Origin of the sequence: Paludibacter sp. (genome assembly GCF_009712605.1) — a bacterium.
Lineage (GTDB): Bacteria > Bacteroidota > Bacteroidia > Bacteroidales > Paludibacteraceae > Microbacter.
Genome location: NZ_WASO01000007.1, coordinates 20,649 through 40,168, shown reverse-complemented (window position 1 = coordinate 40,168; position 19,520 = coordinate 20,649). Strand labels below are relative to the sequence as shown.

Genomic DNA, 19,520 nt, shown 5'->3' with positions numbered 1-19,520 from the left:
CCCCGCTCCCGCGCGAATTTTTCGCGCGGGAAAACCCCGCGTAGAGTAACTGAAATAGTAGCAACTGGCCAGACAAACCAGCAAGGCCACACGATACAATCGTGCGGAAGCAAGAGAGGCGACGATAAAGGAGCAGCAAAAAATTGAAGAAGAATTCCGTCAATTGTATATTCGAAAAGAAGAAGGATATTGTTTGTGCTTTAATTGAATTGTGATGTATGGTGAAAATATAAAAAAATCGTATATTTGCTACTTCTTAGATTAACTAATAATTTTATTATGGAAAATTTCGAAAATGTTGTAGAAGGCTCAGGACAGCTATCCCCTAAAGCGAATATGGAACCTTCATTAGCGTTTGTAGGAGCAACATGGGCAGCATTGATAGTAGGTGTAGTTGCTTATAATGTTGGATTGTACAATGCAAGTATGCAATTGAATGAAAAAGGTTACTATTTTGTGGTTCTTTTGTATGGTCTGTTTTCTGCAGTTTCTGTTCAAAAGAGCGTTCGTGATAGAATTGAAGGCTTACCTATTTCGGGTATTTATTATGGAATAAGTTGGTTTTCAGCAATTGTTGCTATCATTTTGTTAACTATTGGGTTGTATAATGCGACTTTAACCTTGAGTGAAAAAGGCTTTTATGGAATGTCTTTTGCTCTAAGTTTGTTTTCTGCAATTACGGTACAGAAGAATGTTCGCGATTATATGGCTGCTCGAAAAAAAAGATAGTGGTCTTATTATAAAGAGTTCAAGCCATTGTAGTTGAGTTAATGCGAGAAATAGAGCTGCAATTATTTGGCTTTAGATAAAATTTATGTATGAAAAAACTAAAACGTTTTCTTGTTTGGAGTGCTATAATTTTTATTGTTGTGCTTGCCTTTGGATCTGTCTATATGCTTAATATATCCATAAAGTCAAAGGTAGAACCAAATGATGAAAAAAGTGCCTATGAGTATATTACAAAACACGATTATCTTAAGAGTTGGGTAGATAGCCTTCGATCTGTGAAGGCGTTGAAAGATACATTTATTATATCGTCGGATAATGAAAAATTACATGCCTTGTATGTTGAATCACCTGTTAAGGCAAAAAAAACAGCGTTGATTATACACGGCTATACCGACAATTCAATTCGAATGTTGATGATAGGTTATTTGTATCACAAAAAACTGGGTTTTAATATCTTATTGCCAGATTTGCGTGGGCAAGGGAAAAGTGATGGTAAATATATCCAAATGGGATGGAAAGACAGACTCGATATTTTGAAATGGATTGATGTGGTTCAAGCTAAATTTGGCTCAGATAACCGTATTGTTATACATGGTATTTCAATGGGTGCAGCAACAACCATGATGACATCTGGTGAAACTTTGGATAAACATGTGAAGTGTTTCGTTGAAGATTGCGGTTTTACTTCAGTTTGGGATGAATTTAGTTATAAATTAAAGAAAGAGTATCATATGCCTTCTTTCCCGTTACTCTATACTACATCTTTGTATTGTAAATTGAAATTGGGCTGGAGTTTTGGTGAAGCATCTGCCATAAATCAGGTAAAGAAATGTCGGTTACCCATGTTTTTTATACATGGAGGCTCTGATACTTATGTGCCAACAAAAATGGTCTATGAACTTTATCAAGCAAAACTAGGTGTGAAGGAGCTGTGGATAACACCAAAAGTAACTCATGCTCAGTCATATTGGGATTATACAGACGAATATACAGAAAAAACCTGTAAATTTGTGAGTAAATACATTTGATCATATTGAAATCTATTTGAATTTTATAATGCCGAATTTACTTCGTTGTAGATTCGGTTTTTTAGTTAATAAAATCAGGATGTCAGAATAAAGCACTTGCCTTGTAAGTATTGTTAATAACTCGTATATTGATATTTCTTTTTTAAGCTTTAATACTAATTATCATGGATCAGTTTTTTCAGAGAACATTTTTGATCAAAAGGAAATTTATCTTCAAGGAAGATGGTCTTCAAATTGAGTTGAAAGACAATGATGGGGATTTTTCTTATTTTGTGCATTTTGATGATATTCTTTCGAGGGAGAAGGTTCAAATAACTACAATAAAGAAGAAGATAGTCCTTCAAATTGGCTTTGCTTTTGCGGGACTAATGCTGTTGAAAGCAATAATAGGATATAACTCTGATCCGAAATCTGCTCTTGCTGCTATTGGAACTTCATTTATAATAGCGATGTTGGCTTATGTTTATTATCAATTGACATTGATCAAATATTATTCTGTATCTCTGGACAATGATACTGTATTTCTTGTCTTCTTTAACAAACCATCGAAAACACAGGCATTGCATTTTGTAGATGAGGTTTTTGAGCGAAGAAGAAGTTATTTAAGAGAGAATTATTTCTATATTGATTACGAGAATCAGAGAAAGAAAGAACTCAATAAAATGGAGTGGTTATATTCTGAGAATATTATTACTCAGAATGAATATGAAGTTGTTGTTGACGAGATTAACGAGAGGATAAATTGATAAACATTGTTTATTGCTGATGGTTCCCGATTCCTGCACAAATCTTTTATGATGGTCCTGAAAGTCCTGTAAATAAGCCTTTCCCTGTTTTGTTAATCCTGAAAAGTTTTTCGTTTGATGAATTGTGGTTACAAAAGCGTTATTTTTGTAATCACAATTTTTAGTTTATGTCACATCAAAACGCCTCTGTAAAATCCATTATTTTTGCCCTTTCGGCCAATTTCGGCATTGCAGTTACCAAAACTGTCGCGGCGGTTATCACCGGTTCGGGTTCCATGCTTGCCGAGTCCATCCACTCCTTTGCCGACTGCGGCAACCAGTTGTTACTTTTTCTAGGCTTAAAGACATCAAAGCGACAGCCGAATGACGAGCATCCTCTGGGTTATGGCATGTCAATCTATTTCTGGTCGTTTATAGTGGCACTGATGCTTTTCAGCATGGGTGGTTTGTTCTCCATTTACGAGGGCATTCACAAGCTGCACACGAATGAGCCGGTGAGTAATCCGTTGGTGGCAATTATCGTTTTGTTGTTCAGTATGTTGCTCGAAGGCGCTTCGCTGTTGGGCTGCCTGAAGCAAATCAAGCCCATCAGGGGTACGCAAAGCGTATGGAGCTGGGTGAAAAATACCCGTCAGAGTGAACTGGTTGTTGTGTTGGGAGAAGACGTGGCGGCCTTGCTGGGTCTGGCTTTTGCGCTGGTTTTTATCATTCTGTCGGTAGTAACCGGCAATCCGGTATACGACTCCATCGGTAGCATTGGTATTGGAGCTTTGCTGGTTGTCGTGTCATTGTTTATTGCCACCAAAGTAAAAGGCTTGCTGATAGGGCAGAGCTCGGATGTGACGGTAAGGCAGGAGATGAAAGCTTTTCTGGAAGCACGTCCGGAGGTGGATTTTGTTTTTAACCTTATCACCATACAGTTGGGCGACCGGATAATGGTAGCGGTAAAGGCCAAAATGGCTCTGACCGAAAGCGCCGAACAATTGATTCTGCATATCAACACGTGCGAAAAAGCGCTGAGAGAAACATTCCCCAATATACAATGGATATTTTTTGAACCTGATGTTGAGGATAAAAATGATTGATTAAATACAAATTTTGCTTATGGAACCAAAAATAAAAAAGCTGGTACTTGCGGCGCAACGTACCGAAATCACAGAATACTATATTTATAACAAACTCGCAGAGCAGACGAAAGATGCCAATAATGCTGCCGTATTGCGTCGTATCGGCGATCAGGAAAAAGGTCATTATAATTTCTGGAAATCTAAAACCGGAGTAGATGTAGCTCCGGACAGAAGAAGAATATGGCGCACGGTATTTTTGGCCAAATTGTTGGGCTTTTCGTTTGTCCTCAAACAGATGGAAAAACGGGAAGGAACCGGCTCGCGATTGTATGACTCTCTCATAGATCATTTTCCAGAGACAAAACGCTTTTCGGAGGAAGAGCTGGAGCATGAAAAAACAGTGCTCAATATGCTGGATGAAGAGCGGCTTCAGTATGTCGGTTCGGTTGTGCTTGGTTTGAACGATGCGTTGGTGGAGCTTACCGGTTCGCTTGCCGGTTTCACGCTGGCATTGGGCGATACCCGGGTGATTACGCTTGCCGGGCTGGTAACCGGAATCTCAGCGGCTTTGTCAATGGCTTCGTCCGATTATCTTTCGTCGAAAGCCGAAGGTGACGCACGAGCCAAAAAATCGGCAGTTTATACCGGAGTGGCTTACCTTTTTACCGTCATATTTCTGATACTTCCGTTTTTGCTGCTTACCAGCAAATTGATTGCTCTGGCGATTACTCTGGCGATAGCCGTACTCATTATTTATGCCTTCAATTATTACATTTCGATGGCAAAAGACCTGAATTTCAGGGCGCGTTTCTGGGAAATGACGCTGATCAGTTTAGGTGTGGCCGGTTTCTCATTTTTAGTCGGGTGGGGACTGAAAGCTATTCTGGGAGTGAATATTTGATAGATAAGATATATTTAGCAATGAAAAGCGGACTTCGGTTCGCTTTTTTGTTGAGTGTAAATGTCGCTGTAACATAGGTTGTATAGATGAAAAGACGGATAGACCTCGCAATGACTTGAGGCAAAATTATGTTGCATAACATATAAATGAAGGTGCAGGCATAGGAAATAAGTGTTATTTTTACACCCATTAATAAGAATGCGCATTGTCGTGATTGCTTATTGCGAACTGAAAAAATAAATACCTTGAAAACAATTGAATACGTTGCGTGTGGACTGTTTTTGACGATTCTGTTTCGGGTATTGGCTTTGCAAAAATGAGATGCCAACCTTAAAGAAGGCTTGTAAATAGTGCATCCAAGAACTAATGACTGATAAATAAAAGAAGCAGAATAAATCCTCTTAATTAAAAATAGTCTAATAAAAATTATGAACTGGAATTCACATGAATTTATTTGGCTCGACTGGGTGATTATCGCGGTCGGGATTTTGGCTGTAACGTGGGCTGTATGGCGCTCGATACAGAAGGACAAACGTTTACAAAAAGGTGCCGATAGTGAGAACTACCTGTTTGGTAAAGGCGAGCCCTGGTATATTATTGGTGCTGCTATCTTTGCTGCAAATATTGGTTCGGAACACCTTGTGGGTCTGGCCGGAACAGGAGCAAAAAATGGTGTTGGTATGGCACACTGGGAGATGCAGGGCTGGATGATCCTCATTCTGGGTTGGCTCTTTGTTCCGTTCTATCAACTTATGAATAACAAGCTGGGTAAAATCATCACAATGCCCGACTTCCTCAAAAATCGTTACACCCCCCGTACAGGTTCGTGGTTGTCTATCATCACATTGATTGCATACGTGCTGACAAAAGTGAGTGTGACAGCATTTACCGGTGGTATCTTCATGGAGAGTCTTCTTGGCCTTCCTTTCTGGTACGGCGCTATCGGTTTGATCGTTTTAACGGGTATTTTTACCATCTTTGGTGGTATGAAAGGCGTGATGACACTGTCTGCCATTCAAACTCCTATCCTTATTATCGGTTCGTTCCTCGTACTTTTCCTTGGCTTGGCTGCTCTCGGTCACGGTTGTATCGCTGACGGTTGGACAGCAATGATCGACCACGCAAAAAGCATGGGTCTTGGAGCTGATGGCCATGCTTACGGCACAAATCACATGTTCCACTTCGAGACAGGTGACCCGATGTATGACGAATATCCAGGCTTTTGGGTGTTTATCGGTGCTTCCATTATCGGTTTGTGGTATTGGGCTACCGACCAGCACATTGTTCAACGTGTACTCGGACAACAAAAAGGCGAATCAAGCGATGTTGTGATGAAGCGTGCGCGCAGAGGTACTATTGCTGCCGGTTATTTCAAATTGTTACCCGTATTCATGTTCCTTATTCCGGGTATGGTTGCCGCAGCATTGGCAGCTCGTCCGGAGAGCGGTTTTACCTTGGATAATCCCGATACCGCTTTCGGTTCGATGGTTAAATTTGTGTTGCCTGCCGGTGTAAAAGGTATCGTTACTATTGGTTTTATTTCTGCTTTGGTGGCTTCGTTGGCAGCATTCTTCAACTCATGCGCAACTTTGTTTACCGAAGACTTCTACAAACCAATGTTCAAAAACAGAAGCGAAGCTACTTACGTTTTGGTAGGTCGTATGGCTACAATTGTTGTAGTTATACTGGGTATTATCTGGATTCCGGTTATGATGAGTCTCGGTAGCCTTTATTCTTACCTGCAAGGTATTCAGTCGTTGCTGGCTCCTGCCATGGTGGCTGTGTTCCTGATGGGTATATTCTCCAAGAAAATTACACCGAAAGCAGGTGAAGCTGGTTTGATCGCCGGTTTCCTTATCGGTATGGCTCGCTTGTTGACCAATATCTTTACAAATACAGGAAAAGATGTAATGACAGGTTGGTTCTGGAATTCAACACATTGGTTCTGGCATACAAACTGGCTAATCTTTGAAATCTGGTTGTTGGTATTCATCATGATGTTTATGGTTGTGGTTTCCTTCTTTACTAAAAAACCGACCGCTAAACAGATTGAATTCATCACATTTAACGACGATTACAAAACTCTTATCAAACAGAGTTGGAACAAATGGGATGTTATTGCCTCTATTGGGGTAATTGCTTTCTGTACTGCATTTTACCTGTACTTCTGGTAATTAAAAACGATGACTTTATTCCTTCTTTCAGATTTGGAAGGAGGGATAAAGTCATCTATTTAGAAATTAAAATATAGAATAGTGTCTGAAACGAACGGAATAGTAAATCTTTACGAACAAAACGATCGCTTTTATGTGGCGGTGGACTGTATTATTTTCGGATTTCATCAGGGAACGTTGAAACTGTTGCTGATAAAACGAAAATTTGATCCCTGCATGGGAGAGTGGTCGCTGATGGGAGGTTTCTTAAACAAAGACGAAAGTATTGATGCTGCTGCCGAACGGGTACTCCAGGATTTGACGGGGCTGGAAAATGTTTACATGGAGCAGATCGGCATTTTTGGAGAACTGGATCGCGATCCCGGAGAACGGGTACTTTCGGCAGCTTATTATGCGTTGATTAATATTGACGATTACGATAAAGAACTGGCAGAGAGTCATAATGCTGTTTGGGTGCCGATTACCGAAATTCCTGATCTGATTTTTGACCATAACAAGATGGTTCGGATTGCCCAGAAACAACTGAAACGCAAAGCAGCGGTGGAACCGATTGGCTTTAACCTGTTGCCCGAATTGTTTACATTGCCTCAGTTGCAGTCGCTCTACGAAGCAATTTTTGGAGATACGCTCGATAAACGTAATTTCCGTAAGAAGCTGCTGGCAATGGATGTCTTTGAAAAGACCGAAGAAAAAGACAAAAGTAACTCTAAAAGAGGAGCATACTATTATCGTTTTGATTACGATAAGTATACTGAACTGGTACAAAGTGGACTCCGGTTTGCATTGTAGTCTTAGAGAACAAAGATAAAAGATCAAAGAATAAAGACTTGGATCTTGAAAAAAAGAATCACGAGCAATCCAATTTATTGCATTTGAAGGTGATTGATAGTTAGAAAATAAACAGAATAAACAGTGAATCAAAGTACTGAAACGTCTTTGCTCTTTACTCTTTATTCTTTACTCTGAAAAAATATGACCAGAAAAGAACTGAAAGAAGTTGTATGGCAAACGAACCTCGACCTTGTAAAACATGGTTTGGTGATTTTTACCTGGGGAAACGTCAGTGCCATTGACCGTAACGAAGGTATTGTGGCAATTAAACCTTCGGGTATCTCTTATGATGATATGAAACCGGAAGATATGGTATTGCTTGATATTGACGGTAATGTGGTGGAAGGGAAATGGAAACCATCTTCCGATACTCCTACTCACCTTGCACTCTATCGTGCGTTTGAAGGCATCGGTGGGGTAGTGCATACACACTCAACATTTGCAACCTCATGGGCTCAGGCCGGATGCGATATTCCAAATATCGGCACAACACATGCCGACTATTTCAGTCAGGCAATTCCCTGTACCCGTGCAATGACAGAAGCCGAAGTGAAAGGCGAATATGAACTGGAAACCGGAAATGTAATTATCGAACGTTTTCAGGGAATCAATCCGGTGCATGTGCCGGGCGTGCTGGTGAAAAACCACGGTCCGTTCTCGTGGGGCAAAGATGCTCACGATGCAGTGCACAATGCCGTGGTAATGGAACAAGTGGCTAAAATGGCGTTTGTGGCTTACAGTGTTAATCCGCAATTACAGATGAATCCTTTGCTTGTCGAAAAACATTTTATGCGTAAACACGGGCCAAATGCCTATTACGGACAGTAACAAGACTCTCTTTTTGAACAGAAAACAACAGATATATAAATAATCCTTGCGAACCAATTGCTCCTGAACCGGAGTAATGGCGAGCCTTAAAAGAATAATAATATGCAATATCAAGATTTAGAAGTTTGGTTCGTTACCGGAGCACAGCTTTTATACGGTGGCGATGCAGTTGTTGCAGTTGATGCACACTCTAACGAAATGGTGAAAGGTTTGAACGAGTCGGGTAACCTGCCAATTAAAGTGGTTTATAAAGGTACCGCTAACTCTTCAGCCGAAATTTCGGAAATCATGCGTGCTGCCAATGGCGATACAAAGTGTGTGGGTATGATTACCTGGATGCACACTTTCTCTCCTGCCAAAATGTGGATTCACGGTTTGATGGACTTCAAAAAACCGTTGCTTCACCTGCATACACAATACAACGATCAAATTCCATGGAACGAAATCGACATGGACTTTATGAACCTCAACCAGTCGGCTCACGGCGACCGCGAATTCGGTCACATCACCAGCCGTCTGCGCAAACCGCGTAAAGTGGTTGTGGGTTACTGGAAAGATGCCGTTACTCAGTCTAAAATTGCAGGCTGGATGCGCGTTTGTGCCGGTTGGGCCGATTCACAGGATATGTTGATTATCCGTTTTGGCGACAATATGAACAACGTGGCTGTTACCGATGGTGATAAAGTAGAAGCTGAAATCCGTCTGGGTTACCACGTGGACAATGCTCCTATCGCACAGTTGGTGCCTTATGTAAACGCTGTTACCGAAGCTGAAATTGACGCGTTGGTTGACGAATACGAAAAACTCTACGACTTTGCAGCCGACAGCAAGAAAGGTGCAGAAAAACATCAGTTCGTTCGCGATGCTGCTGCTCAGGAAATCGGTCTCCGTCGTTTCCTTCAGGATAAGGGAGCAAAAGCGTTTACTACCAGCTTCAACGAACTGGAAGGTATGAAACAGTTGATGGGCTTTGCTTCTCAGCGTTTGATGGCCGAAGGTTACGGTTTTGGTGCCGAAGGCGACTGGAAATCGGCTGCTTTGGTTCGTACCATGTGGGTAATGGGTCAGGGCTTGAAAGGTGGTCAGTCGTTCCTCGAAGATTACACACTGAACTTCGACGGCGAGAACTCAACCATTCTGCAGGCCCACATGTTGGAAATCAACCCGGATATTACCGGCGTTAAACCGCGTGTGGAAGTTCATTTCCTCGGTATCGGCGATTCTAAAACCTGCGCTCGTCTGGTATTCCAGGCTCACGAAGGTACAGGTGTTGCAGCTACCATCGTTGATATGGGTAACCGTTTCCGCATGATCGTAAACGAAGTAGAAGTGGTTAAACCGCAGGCTTTGCCTAAACTTCCGGTTGCATGTGCTTTGTGGAAACCGATGCCTAATTTTGAAGTAGGTGCAGGTGCATGGATTCTGGCCGGTGGTACTCACCACTCCAGCTTCTCGTTTGCCGTAACCACAGAAATGTTGGAAGACTATGCTGAAATCGCTGACATCGAAATGCTGATTATCGACAAGGATACTACTATCCGTCAGTTCCGTCAGGATTTGCGCAACAACGAAGTGTATTACATGCTTAACAAAGCGTTGAGATAAAAAACGAGTGATCAGTTATAAGTGGTAAGTTGTAAGTAATCTGAATTTCGGGTTCTTAACTTACAACTTATAACTGATTCCTTACAACTAACATTTATGAAATACGTTATAGGACTTGACTATGGCAGTGACTCTGCCCGTGCCGTTGTGGTAGATGCCGAGAGTGGCAAAGAACTGGCCTCTTCGGTGAAATATTATCCCCGCTGGACTGAGGGTAAATATTGCGTTCAGACCGCCAATCAGTATCGCCAACACCCGCAGGATTATATTGATGTACTCGAATATACAGTGAAAGATGCTCTATCAAGGTGTCCGGCCGGTACTGCTGAAAATGTGGTAGGTATGGCATTCGATACAACCGGAAGTACCCCTGTATTTACCGATAAAGAAGGTACACCGCTGTCCATGTTGCCCGAATTTGCTGAAAATCCCAATGCCATGTTCGTGTTGTGGAAAGACCACACTGCTATTCAGGAAGCACAGGAAATTAACGATCTGTGTGCAAAATGGGATATCGACTATAGCTCTTACGAAGGTGGTATCTACTCTTCCGAATGGTTCTGGGCAAAAGCCCTGCATGTACTTCGTTCCGACGAAAAGGTACGTTCTGCAGCTTACTCTATCGTAGAACATTGCGACTGGTTGCCCGGTTTGCTTGTAGGCAAAACCAAACCAGAAGATATTTGCCGTAGCCGTTGTGCTTCGGGTCATAAAGCTATGTGGCTCGAAAAATGGGGCGGGCTTCCATCAGAAGAATTCCTGACATCTCTCGATCCGCTTTTGGCTGGCTATCGCGATCGCCTCTATACCAGCACTTGCCCCAGTGACAAGAAAACCGGTACATTGACTGCAGAATGGGCGCAACGCCTTGGTCTGACGACCAATGTTGCCGTTGCTGTAGGAGCATTCGACTGCCACATGGGAGCCGTTGGTGCAGAAGTAAAGCCGGGTGCGTTGGTACGCGTTATCGGTACTTCAACCTGCGACATCATGGTGTCGAGCTATGAAGAGATGGGCGATAAGCTTATCCCCGGTATTTGCGGACAGGTTGACGGTTCGGTTATCCCGGGCCTGGTAGGTCTGGAAGCAGGTCAGTCAGCTTTCGGCGATGTTTACGCATGGTTCAAACGTGTGGTAGCATGGCCAATCGAACAATCTGATCTGATTGATGCCGAAACCAAAAAGAAGATTATCGACGGCATTATTCCTGCTTTGGAAAAAGAAGCTGCTAAAGTTCCAGTATCCGAATCAACAATTCTGGCAACCGACTGGATGAATGGTCGCCGTACTCCCGATGCCAATCAGGCGGTAAAGGGAACGATTACCGGCTTGAATCTCGGTAGCTCAGCTCCGCTTATTTTCCGTGCATTGGTGGAAGCCACTGCTTACGGTTCCAAAGCGATTGTTGATCGTTTTATCGAAAACGGTGTTGAAATTAAAGAGATTATCGGTATCGGTGGCATCGCTCTGAAATCTTCTTTTGTAATGCAAACGCTCGCCGATGTGCTTAATATGCCTATTAAAGTGGCGAAAGCCGAACAGGCTTGTGCTTTCGGTGCTTCGATGTTTGCTGCTGTGGCTGCCGGTGTGTATGTCAAGGTAGAAGATGCACAAAGCGCAATGGGAATGGGCTTTGCCAAAGAGTACTATCCCAATGCCGAAAATCATAAAATGTATCAGGCTCTGTACGAAAAGTACTGCAAGCTGGGTGCATTTACAGAGAAAGAATTTTAATTTGTGTTTTAATTCATAGGTTTGAGTCCCGGTTCTCGAGAAGAGAATCGGGATTTGTTTTTTTGTCTTATTGGGATTGATTTCTGCCTCAAAAGGTCATTCTCTTAGGGATAAATCGTAACTTAGCCATTGTTTTTATTGAGGGGAGAAAACTCTTGCATGTAATGATTTCAAAATAGTTGCAGGGTTTCTGGTTGGCGTAGACAATTTCAGATTCTGCAGATTAATAATAATTTCAACTATGTTTAATAAAGAGACTTATATCCAGCGCCGGTTGACGCTGGCAAAGAAACTTGGATCGGGTATTGTATTACTGCCCGGAAATGATGAAAGTCCGATGAATTATGCCGATAATGGCTATCATTTTCGTCAGGATAGTACTTTTCTCTACTATTTCGGTGTGGATTTTCCTTCCATCGTGGGCGTGATCGACGTGGACAATCAGCGCCAGATTATTTTCGGCGAAGATTATACCATCGACGACATTGTGTGGATGGGACCGCAACCTACCATTGCAGACCGTGCTGCCGAAGCCGGTATAATCGAAACACGGCCTTCGTCAAAATTGCAGGACTTTCTGACCGACGCGCAAAAACGTGGTCGCGCAATTCATTTTCTGTCTCCCTACCGTGCCGAAACGAAACTGAAGCTGCAATCATGGCTTGGTCTCCATCCCGACGAAATTGCTGCAAAAGCGTCGCTGTCATTGACAAAAGCAGTGGTTAGTCAGCGTGAAATAAAGACGGCGGAGGAAATTGCAGAAATCGAAAAGGGCGTCAACCTTTCGGTAGATATGCACGTGGCTGCCATGCAGATGGTACGGCCCGGTCTCACAGAAGCGCAGGTGGCTGCCCGTGTTTACGAGGTGGCACTGGCTGCCGATTGTGAGTTGTCGTTCCCCATCATTGCCACTATCAACGGACAAACCCTCCATAACCACTATCACGGCAACGTGCTAAAAAGCGGCGATCTATTTTTGTTGGATGCCGGGGGCGAATCGAAGATGCACTATGCCGGCGACTTGTCGAGTACATTTCCGGTAGATAAAACTTTTACCGCGCAGCAAAAAATGGTGTATGAAATGAGTCTGAAGGCTTATGATGCAGCTGTCGCGAAGCTAGCTCCCGGTGTGCCTTTCCGTGATGTGCATTTTGCTGCCTGTCGCTCTATTGTTTTGAGTATGCAGGAGCTCGGACTGATGAAAGGAGATGTGGAAGAATCGTTGATAGCCGGAGCACATGCACTGTTTATGCCTTGCGGCACGGGTCACATGATGGGGCTCGACGTGCACGATATGGAAAACCTGGGTGAGGTATGGGTAGGTTATGACGGCGAACCGAAGAGCACTCAGTTTGGACTGAAGTCATTGCGGTTTGCCAAACCTTTGCGTCCGGGACATGTGTTTACCATCGAACCCGGAATCTATTTTATTCCCGAGTTGATGGATAAATGGCAGTCCGAAGGCTTGTTCAAAGAGTTTGTGAATTGGAACGAGGTGCAGAAGTTTCGGGATTTCGGTGGTATCCGTAACGAAGAAGATTATATGATTACCGAAACCGGCGCCTGCCGCGTGGGTAAGCATAAACCAATGTGTGTAGACGAAGTAGAAGCCATCCGCAAAGGAAACTGATACGAAATTGTACAATTGTAAAGCCGGGCTTGTGCCCGGCTTTTTTTTATTTTGCAATCTCCATCAAAGCGTTTGCATACCTTCGGGCTACTTCGTCCCAGTTTATAACATTCCAGAATGCATCGATGTAATCAGCCCTTCTGTTTTGGTACTTAAGATAATAAGCATGTTCCCAAACATCCATGGTCAATAGGGGAATTCCTTTCTGATCTGCGATATCCATTAGCGGATTATCCTGATTGGGAGTGGAACAGATAAATAAATTGCCTTTGTAGTCGAGGCACAACCATGCCCATCCGCTTCCAAACCTTGATTTGCCGGCATCTGAAAACTGTTTTTTGAATGCATCGAAAGAATTGAATGATTTTACAATAGCTTCCATCAGTTGGCCTGAAGGCTGACCGCCTCCATGAGGTTTCATGTTTTCCCAATAAAGCATATGGTTGAAATACCCTCCGCTATTGTTTCGGATCGCCGCAGAATATTTGCTGATGTTTTTGAAAATATCCTTTATGTCCATTGATTCCATTTCAGTGCCGCTTATTGCCTTAGTAAAGTTATCAAAGTATGCTTTATGGTGCTTACTGTAATGTATTTCTACCGTTAGTTTATCGATATATGGTTCAAGGGCGTCATACGCATACGGCAGGGCTTTGAATTCAAATTTGTTGACGATACCATTTTTACTCTGATCATCAGATGGCTTTTCAGCATGCAAAATACATCCTGAATAAAGCATTCCCAGAAAAAGGAATGCGAAAAGTGATATAGCTTTTTTCATAGTTCTCCTCCTTAATTATTTTGTTGAATTACTTGTTGAATTTACCGTTCTCATTCTGTTTTAGATGAAGCCGGTTGGTTTGCAACGAAATATCAAAGATACAACGGTGAAGCCCGAAATGTGGAGATGTACAGCTTTTTAAATGATTTTTTTGTTGTCCTTCAAACCGTCATATGCTCGTTTAAAGATGCTTGTAAAGCAAAAAGCAATTAATAGCCTGTTGTCAGAATGGTGCACGAATCAGACAACTGTTCAATTTGTGGATGTGGCGACTTGTCTGTATGATGAACCGAAAAAATTGCGTGAAGATATCTTTAAGGCCGACAGGAGGCATATGAACCCCAAGGGGTATGATTTGTGGATACGCGAGCTTAGACCCAAACTATTGAATGTTTGTAAATAGCAATGAGTGTGAAGTAGGATTTGAAATATTTGGATGGTTTTACAGTCTGGTCCCATAGTTATTGATCTAATGTGGAACCAGACTGTTTGTCTAAATACTCATAGCCTAAAAGTAATATACTGGATAGTTGCTATTGGTAAGTATATGCCCAATGGCTTAGAGGTTATGCATGAACAATGCCAGCGGGCGATAAAAGGCATGTGCAAATTTTGAGAAGGCAAAAAGGATGACCAATTCCATCGAGATAATGATGTGGATCATGAGTACAACGTGGTTGATGAACAGATCGGCTCCCATCGCAACGGCAATTTCCAGCCAGAACCCGGTGATGCCTGCCAACCATAGGAATCCGAGGAACATCCAGTCGGCCATCAAGGTATTGGCATAGGTTTTGGTTATCTTGCGGAATCGATAGTTGAGCGCCACCGTTGATCCGTACACCATCAGAATTCCGGCAATCGTGCCCAAAATTCGAGACGGCCACCAGATGGTTGTTGCCGGATCTTTGAAGATAAAATCGAGTGTAGTGGCTACCAGCAGACCGATAAATCCCCACATAATCGTCCAGTGAACAAACCATGGGCGTAACCAAACCGCCTTTTTGCTCCAGATAGAGCTGTCGCTGTCGCAATTTTGATACCGTTTCAAGGTTGCAACTTCACCGATTACCTTTTTGGCTGCATTGACCGCTTTTTTGAAGAATTCTCCTGTAAAAGCAATTTTCTTCTCTTTACCAATGTGACGCCACATCACTACGACTCCAACGAATGCCGAAAGTCCCATCAAGGCAAAAGCGCCCATGCCGAAACTGTGCAATACCTCGTAAGGCACGTAGCGGAAAAGCCAGCGTGCCACTTCAGTATCGGGTTTGATGGTGAGCAGGAAAAACGCCAGCACTACGGCCAAAATCAGTGTGATGGCAATAAAGAACGGATTGTTTTTGAACATCAGGCGGGTGAGTCCTGTCTTTTCGTAATTGGCAATGGCATAGCGGCGCAGGTTGGACATCAGAACGCCTGGGCCGGCCTCGCGCGGGCAGGTATCGCTACATTCTCCGCAGGCATAACACATCCAGAGTTCTTTGCTCGACAGAATCTCTTCTTTCAGTCCCAACATGGAATAACGTACCATCATGCGCGGAAAATTGGAATTCTTTTCCGTTAGGTTGCATACTGCCGTACAATTACCGCAGTTGTAGCAAGCCGTAAAATCGAACGCTCCGTATTTTTTTATATCTTCAGTCAGTTCGGGTTGTATCTGTGTCATGGTTCTTATGCCTTTTTCAGTTCGTAAAAATAGTACTCGTCCATATCGTCGATGCCGTTGACGGATAGCTCGCCGAATTTCAGCATAGCCATCATGTAGTAAGTGGCCTCTCCGATGGGAATATTCGTCGCTTCGGCAACCTGCGGAATAGTTTTGGGTTCATCTTTCAACGCCTCGGCAATAGCTTTGCGCATTTTCAGATAAAGCTTCCGGGCTTCGAACGCTTCGGGGGCAGCTTTCCGCGTTTGCTTGATTATATCGATTGTTTTCTGTTTTGCTTCCATGATTTCTTTATAATGATTATCTGATATGTCTCCTAATTGAGTTTATGTCGTCTGAAAGACGTCATTTTCATAACCGTAAGCCATTGGCTTACGGGTTGTCAAGTCCCCGTTCTTCTATGCCTGAAAGGCATTACTTCTCGTATAGTCCGACCTTTCAGGTCGTGTGAGTTCAAGCTATGCTCGCCCGCAGGTCACAGACCTGCGGTTATGAAAATGGGGCTTTTCAAGCCATTAGGCAAAACATCATATACTCGTTTCTTTATTTGATTACGCTTCTGCAAGAGCATCAATCATCGACTCGACCTGGGCATTGGTATAACCAGCCAAATCGATGGCGTCGGTCGGGCAAACCGGTGTGCACATACCGCAACCTTTGCAGTTGGATTCGTTGACGCGTGCCACTTTTTTGCCATTGATCTCTGTTTGCAGGATGGCATCAAAAGGGCAGGCCTTCGAGCAGTTGTCGCACCAGTCGCAGGCTGCCGGATTTACCTTGGCTAGTGTAGGTTCGAGCGACAGTTCGCCTTTGGTCAGTACCGAATTGATTTTGGCTGCTGCCGCCATCGACGAATTAACCGTTTCCAAAATATTCTTCGGCGATTGGCAGGTTCCTGCAATCAATACGCCGTCGATCACCGTTTCTACCGGACGAAGTTTCATGTGAATTTCGTTGAAGAAATGATCGCGACCGGTTGGGATTTTGAGCTGTTGCGCCAATAACTCATTCTTGCGGGGAACCATGCCGGTAACCAACACAATCAGATCGGCTTCCGTTTCCAGCTCTTTGCCGGCAGTAAGAATATCTTTGACTTTAACGTAGGTTTTGTTACCGCGCTTTTCGATTTGCGGAATACTCTTCAGTGAAAACTGAAGGAAAATATCGCCTTGTTTCGACGCAGCTTCGTAAACCAGTTCGTGTTTTCCGTATGTGCGGATTCCGCGGTTGAAATGGAAATTGATGATATTGCCGAACTTCTTTTTAGCAAGGACTGCCGTCAGTGAAGTTGCCGTACAGCAGTAACGCGAGCAATAGGTATTTCCTTCATCGTCGTCCTGCCGACTGCCGACACAATAAATATATGCGATTTTCTTAATTTTTTTTCCGTTGAAAACCAGTTCGCTTTCATTCATCTCCATCAAACGGCGGAACTGAGGAAGCGTGATGACGTTGTCCAATTCTCCGTAGCCGTATTCACCTTGGGCAGGTTGATACGGATCGAAACCGGTATTGACCACAAAGGCACCCACATGCAGCGTAATTGTTTGCACTTCTTGTGTCAGATCCACTTCGTGACAAGCGGCGGTGCATTCTCCACAGCGGGTGCAGGCTGATTGGTCGATAGCTGGAACCTGAGGAAACTGTCCTTGTGCGGGGAGCATAAACGCCCTCCGGTTGGTTAATCCGAAATTGAAATCATCTTTCACCGCAACCGGACAAGCTTCTGCTGCGCGTTGCATCGCTTCTGTGCTCGGATTGCCCGAAACAAAACGGGGCCGAAGAGCAATTTTGAGATCGAAATTTCCGATGCTTCCCGATTTCTCAACCAGTTCGGCTCCGGTAAACAGTGTGATGTTCGGACGACGAACCACCTCTTTGTAGAGCTTTTCTGTCAGAATAGCGCCTTCATCTCCGTTCGGGGAGACGGTGCCCCATTGCGGAGTGCGTCCCCCCACAAAGAAATCTTTCTCGATGAGGTAAACTTCGGTGCCCATGTCGGCCAAACCGATCGCTGTTTTCATGCCACCCACACCGGCTCCGATGACGGCCACCACATTGGCAGCAGGAATTTTGAGCGATTGAAGTGCTTCACTTTCTTTCGCTTTGGCGATACCGGCTTTTACCAGCAATATCGCCTTTTCGGTAGCGCCGGTTTTGTTGTCGGAGTGAGCCCACGAACTTTGTTCGCGAATGTTTACCTGCACGTAGTTGTAAGGATTCAACCCGGCACGTTGCGCTACTCCACGGAAAGTGTTGAGGTGCAGTTTGGGTGAGCAGGAAGCCACTACGATGGCGTCGAGATGTTCATTTTCAATGTCGCTGCCAATCTCTTTTTGTGAAGAGTCGGCACAGGCAAAAAGCGTGTTTTTTACCAAATAGACGTCTGCTTCGTCGCGCACGGCAGCTTTCACCTTTTCAATATCCACATGGTCGGAAATGTTGCCTCCGCAGTGGCAAACGTAAACTCCTATTTTTTTCTTCATGACAATCTGGCTAAATAACTTGATGTTTCTGTGGCTGCTGCTCCGGCGGACATGATGGTGTCGGGAATATCCATCGGAGCGGTAGCTGTTCCGGCGGCAAATACTCCTTCGATAGAGGTGATGGCCGGACTTTGCAGCAGATCCGTCTGACGGATGTAATTAAGCGCATCGGTTTCCAGTCGTTCTTTTTTGAACACGCGGGTAATGCCCGGATTGGCCAGAATACCGACCGACAATACCACCAAATCGTGTTCTTTCTCGGTCACTTTGCCTGTTGCAATATCTTCGTAACGTAGAATCAGGTTGCCGTTTTCTTTTTCGGTGATGGAGGCAATTTTTCCTTTCACATACTTTGCTCCCATGTCTTTCGCCTGTTCGTAAAATTCGTCGAAGCCCTTCCCAAAGGCCCGGATATTGATATAGTAGAGCGAGACATCGGCCATAGGCAACGCACCCATCAGGAGTTGAGCCTGTTTGGTGGAATACATGCAGCATACCTGTGAACAGATTGGATTACCTACTGTATGGTCACGCGAACCGGCACAGAAAACATAGGCGATTTTGTCGGGAACTTTGCCATCGGAAGGCCGCAGAATGTTGTTGAACGGGCGGGTAGGAGCCAACTGACGTTCCATCTGCATGGAGGTGATCACGTTTTTGTAACGTCCAAAACCGTAACGTTCTATCTGAATGGGATCGAACAGTTTGAAACCGGTAGAAACGATTACCGATTTTGCGGTAATTTTCAACTGCTCTTCCTTTTGCGTGAAATCAATACAATTGGACGGACATGCTTTTTCGCAGGCGCCGCACAACAGACAATTGTCGATGTCGATCAAAGCCACCCGAGGATTGGCGATGGTGAAAGGAATGTAAACCGCTTTGCGTGCCGTCAGATTAAACTGGAACTGGTCATTGACAATGGCCGGGCACGCCTTTTCGCACTCCTGACATCCGGTGCAGTCTTTTTCAACCACGTAGCGGGGTTTCTTTTTGAGCGTTACCGAAAACCGGTTTTTAGTATCACGCACAATTTCCTCCACTTCGGTGAGCGTGAGTATGGTAATATTGGGATGACGAGCCGTTTCCGACACTTTCGGAGTGGTGATACAGGCGGCACAATCGAGCGTGGGAAATACTTTGCTGAGCAAAATCATTTTGCCGCCGATGGAAGGTTCTTTCTCCACCAGCAACACCCGGTAGCCCATGTCGGCCAGTTTAAGAGCCGATTCTTCACCGGCAATTCCCGCACCGATTACCAGTACGTCGTACAACGATTCGTTAATACAGGTTTCCTGCTGAATTTCCATT

The 19,520-nt window shown here is 44.0% G+C and carries 16 protein-coding genes; 11 read left to right on the top strand and 5 right to left on the bottom strand.

What is annotated here, in order from left to right; all coding sequences use genetic code 11:
- Positions 1–279 precede the first annotated feature (279 nt).
- From yiaA to F8N35_RS06270, 11 genes are all read left to right on the top strand, one after another.
- On the top strand, positions 280–729 hold the full coding sequence (gene yiaA, locus F8N35_RS06320) for an inner membrane protein YiaA (RefSeq protein WP_293050551.1): 450 nt from the start codon (positions 280–282) through the stop codon (positions 727–729).
- Between the two features lie 89 nt (positions 730–818).
- Positions 819–1,757 carry an alpha/beta hydrolase gene (locus F8N35_RS06315; protein WP_293050549.1) on the top strand — a complete coding sequence of 313 codons (939 nt, stop codon included), beginning with the start codon at positions 819–821 and terminating at the stop codon, positions 1,755–1,757.
- Between the two features lie 164 nt (positions 1,758–1,921).
- Positions 1,922–2,503 (top strand): hypothetical protein, encoded by a 582-nt coding sequence (locus F8N35_RS06310; protein ID WP_293050547.1) that lies wholly within the window; start codon positions 1,922–1,924, stop codon positions 2,501–2,503.
- 167 nt (positions 2,504–2,670) lie between these two features.
- Entirely contained in the window at positions 2,671–3,588 is a 918-nt protein-coding gene (locus F8N35_RS06305) for a cation diffusion facilitator family transporter (protein WP_293050545.1), read from the top strand.
- Between the two features lie 19 nt (positions 3,589–3,607).
- Positions 3,608–4,471: a VIT1/CCC1 transporter family protein gene (locus F8N35_RS06300; protein WP_293050543.1), complete on the top strand. Its 864-nt coding sequence runs from the start codon at positions 3,608–3,610 to the stop codon at positions 4,469–4,471.
- Positions 4,472–4,899: 428 nt separating this feature from the next.
- Entirely contained in the window at positions 4,900–6,645 is a 1,746-nt protein-coding gene (locus F8N35_RS06295) for a sodium:solute symporter (RefSeq protein ID WP_293050541.1), read from the top strand.
- Positions 6,646–6,726: 81 nt separating this feature from the next.
- Entirely contained in the window at positions 6,727–7,434 is a 708-nt protein-coding gene (locus tag F8N35_RS06290; protein WP_293050539.1) for an NUDIX domain-containing protein, read from the top strand.
- Positions 7,435–7,617: 183 nt separating this feature from the next.
- Positions 7,618–8,304, top strand: coding sequence for an L-ribulose-5-phosphate 4-epimerase (locus F8N35_RS06285; RefSeq protein WP_293050538.1), 687 nt, complete (start codon positions 7,618–7,620; stop codon positions 8,302–8,304).
- Between the two features lie 102 nt (positions 8,305–8,406).
- Positions 8,407–9,909, top strand: coding sequence for an L-arabinose isomerase (gene araA, locus F8N35_RS06280; RefSeq protein ID WP_293050536.1), 1,503 nt, complete (start codon positions 8,407–8,409; stop codon positions 9,907–9,909).
- A 96-nt stretch (positions 9,910–10,005) separates the two neighbouring features.
- A complete protein-coding gene (locus F8N35_RS06275; RefSeq protein WP_293050535.1) occupies positions 10,006–11,643 on the top strand; it encodes a ribulokinase in 1,638 nt (545 codons plus the stop codon).
- A gap of 241 nt (positions 11,644–11,884) precedes the next feature.
- Positions 11,885–13,273 (top strand): aminopeptidase P family protein, encoded by a 1,389-nt coding sequence (locus tag F8N35_RS06270; protein WP_293050533.1) that lies wholly within the window; start codon positions 11,885–11,887, stop codon positions 13,271–13,273.
- Between the two features lie 46 nt (positions 13,274–13,319).
- Here the strand turns inward: F8N35_RS06270 and F8N35_RS06265 are convergent, their stop codons facing one another.
- The 5 genes from F8N35_RS06265 to F8N35_RS06245 form a co-directional block, all read right to left on the bottom strand.
- On the bottom strand, positions 13,320–14,054 hold the full coding sequence (locus F8N35_RS06265; RefSeq protein WP_293050531.1) for a superoxide dismutase: 735 nt from the start codon (positions 14,052–14,054) through the stop codon (positions 13,320–13,322).
- Positions 14,055–14,613: 559 nt separating this feature from the next.
- On the bottom strand, positions 14,614–15,723 hold the full coding sequence (locus F8N35_RS06260; protein ID WP_293050529.1) for a 4Fe-4S dicluster domain-containing protein: 1,110 nt from the start codon (positions 15,721–15,723) through the stop codon (positions 14,614–14,616).
- 5 nt (positions 15,724–15,728) lie between these two features.
- Positions 15,729–16,007, bottom strand: a complete 279-nt coding sequence (locus tag F8N35_RS06255; RefSeq protein ID WP_293050527.1) for a hypothetical protein — start codon at positions 16,005–16,007, stop codon at positions 15,729–15,731.
- A 267-nt stretch (positions 16,008–16,274) separates the two neighbouring features.
- Complete coding sequence (locus F8N35_RS06250) at positions 16,275–18,209, bottom strand: CoB--CoM heterodisulfide reductase iron-sulfur subunit A family protein (RefSeq protein ID WP_293050525.1); 1,935 nt, start codon at positions 18,207–18,209, stop codon at positions 16,275–16,277.
- On the bottom strand, positions 18,206–19,519 hold the full coding sequence (locus F8N35_RS06245) for a CoB--CoM heterodisulfide reductase iron-sulfur subunit A family protein (protein ID WP_293050523.1): 1,314 nt from the start codon (positions 19,517–19,519) through the stop codon (positions 18,206–18,208). Before F8N35_RS06245 ends, F8N35_RS06250 begins: the two co-directional genes overlap by 4 nt.
- Position 19,520: the final 1 nt, after the last annotated feature.